Annotated in this window: 1 protein-coding gene; it reads left to right on the forward strand. The window is 69.7% G+C overall.

From position 1 onward, the window contains the following. Positions 1-547, forward strand: a 547-nt coding sequence (locus ACFQ0E_RS19250) for a phosphopantetheine-binding protein (protein ID WP_386826648.1), incomplete at both ends; no start/stop codon positions are given.

Raw genomic sequence — 547 nt, forward strand, 5'->3', positions numbered from 1 at the left:
ATGACGACGCCGACGCGGTGATCGATCGCGTGCACCAGCACCTGAAGGCGATGCTGCCGTACTACATGTGGCCGTCGGCCTACACCGTGGTCGCGGCACTGCCGCTGACCGCGAACGGCAAGGTAGCCCGCGCGCAGCTGCTCGCCGGGGAGTTCCGGGTCGCATCGTCGCTGGCTTCGCAGCCGCCGTCGACCAGGACCGAGCAGGCGCTGGCGGCGCTGTGGGCCGAACGGCTGGGGATCGACCCGGCCTCGATCGGGCGCAACACCAGTTTCTTCGAGATCGGCGGCCACTCGCTGCTGGCGGTGCGCCTGCTCAGCGACATCCGCCGTGTCTTCGGCCGGCAGTTCGGCGTTCGCCAGGTCTTCGAGTCGCCGCTGCTGTCGGAGTTCGCGGAGCGGATCGAGGCGATGGCGCCGGCGGGCGATGACGCGATCGTGCGCGGGACCACGCCCACGGGCACGGCGCCGGCCTCGTTCGCGCAGAAGCAGCTGTGGTACATCGAACAGGTGGCGCCGACGCATGGCAGCTACAACATCTTCGATGC

The organism is Lysobacter brunescens, assembly GCF_042677005.1.
Taxonomy (GTDB): domain Bacteria; phylum Pseudomonadota; class Gammaproteobacteria; order Xanthomonadales; family Xanthomonadaceae; genus Lysobacter_I; species Lysobacter_I brunescens.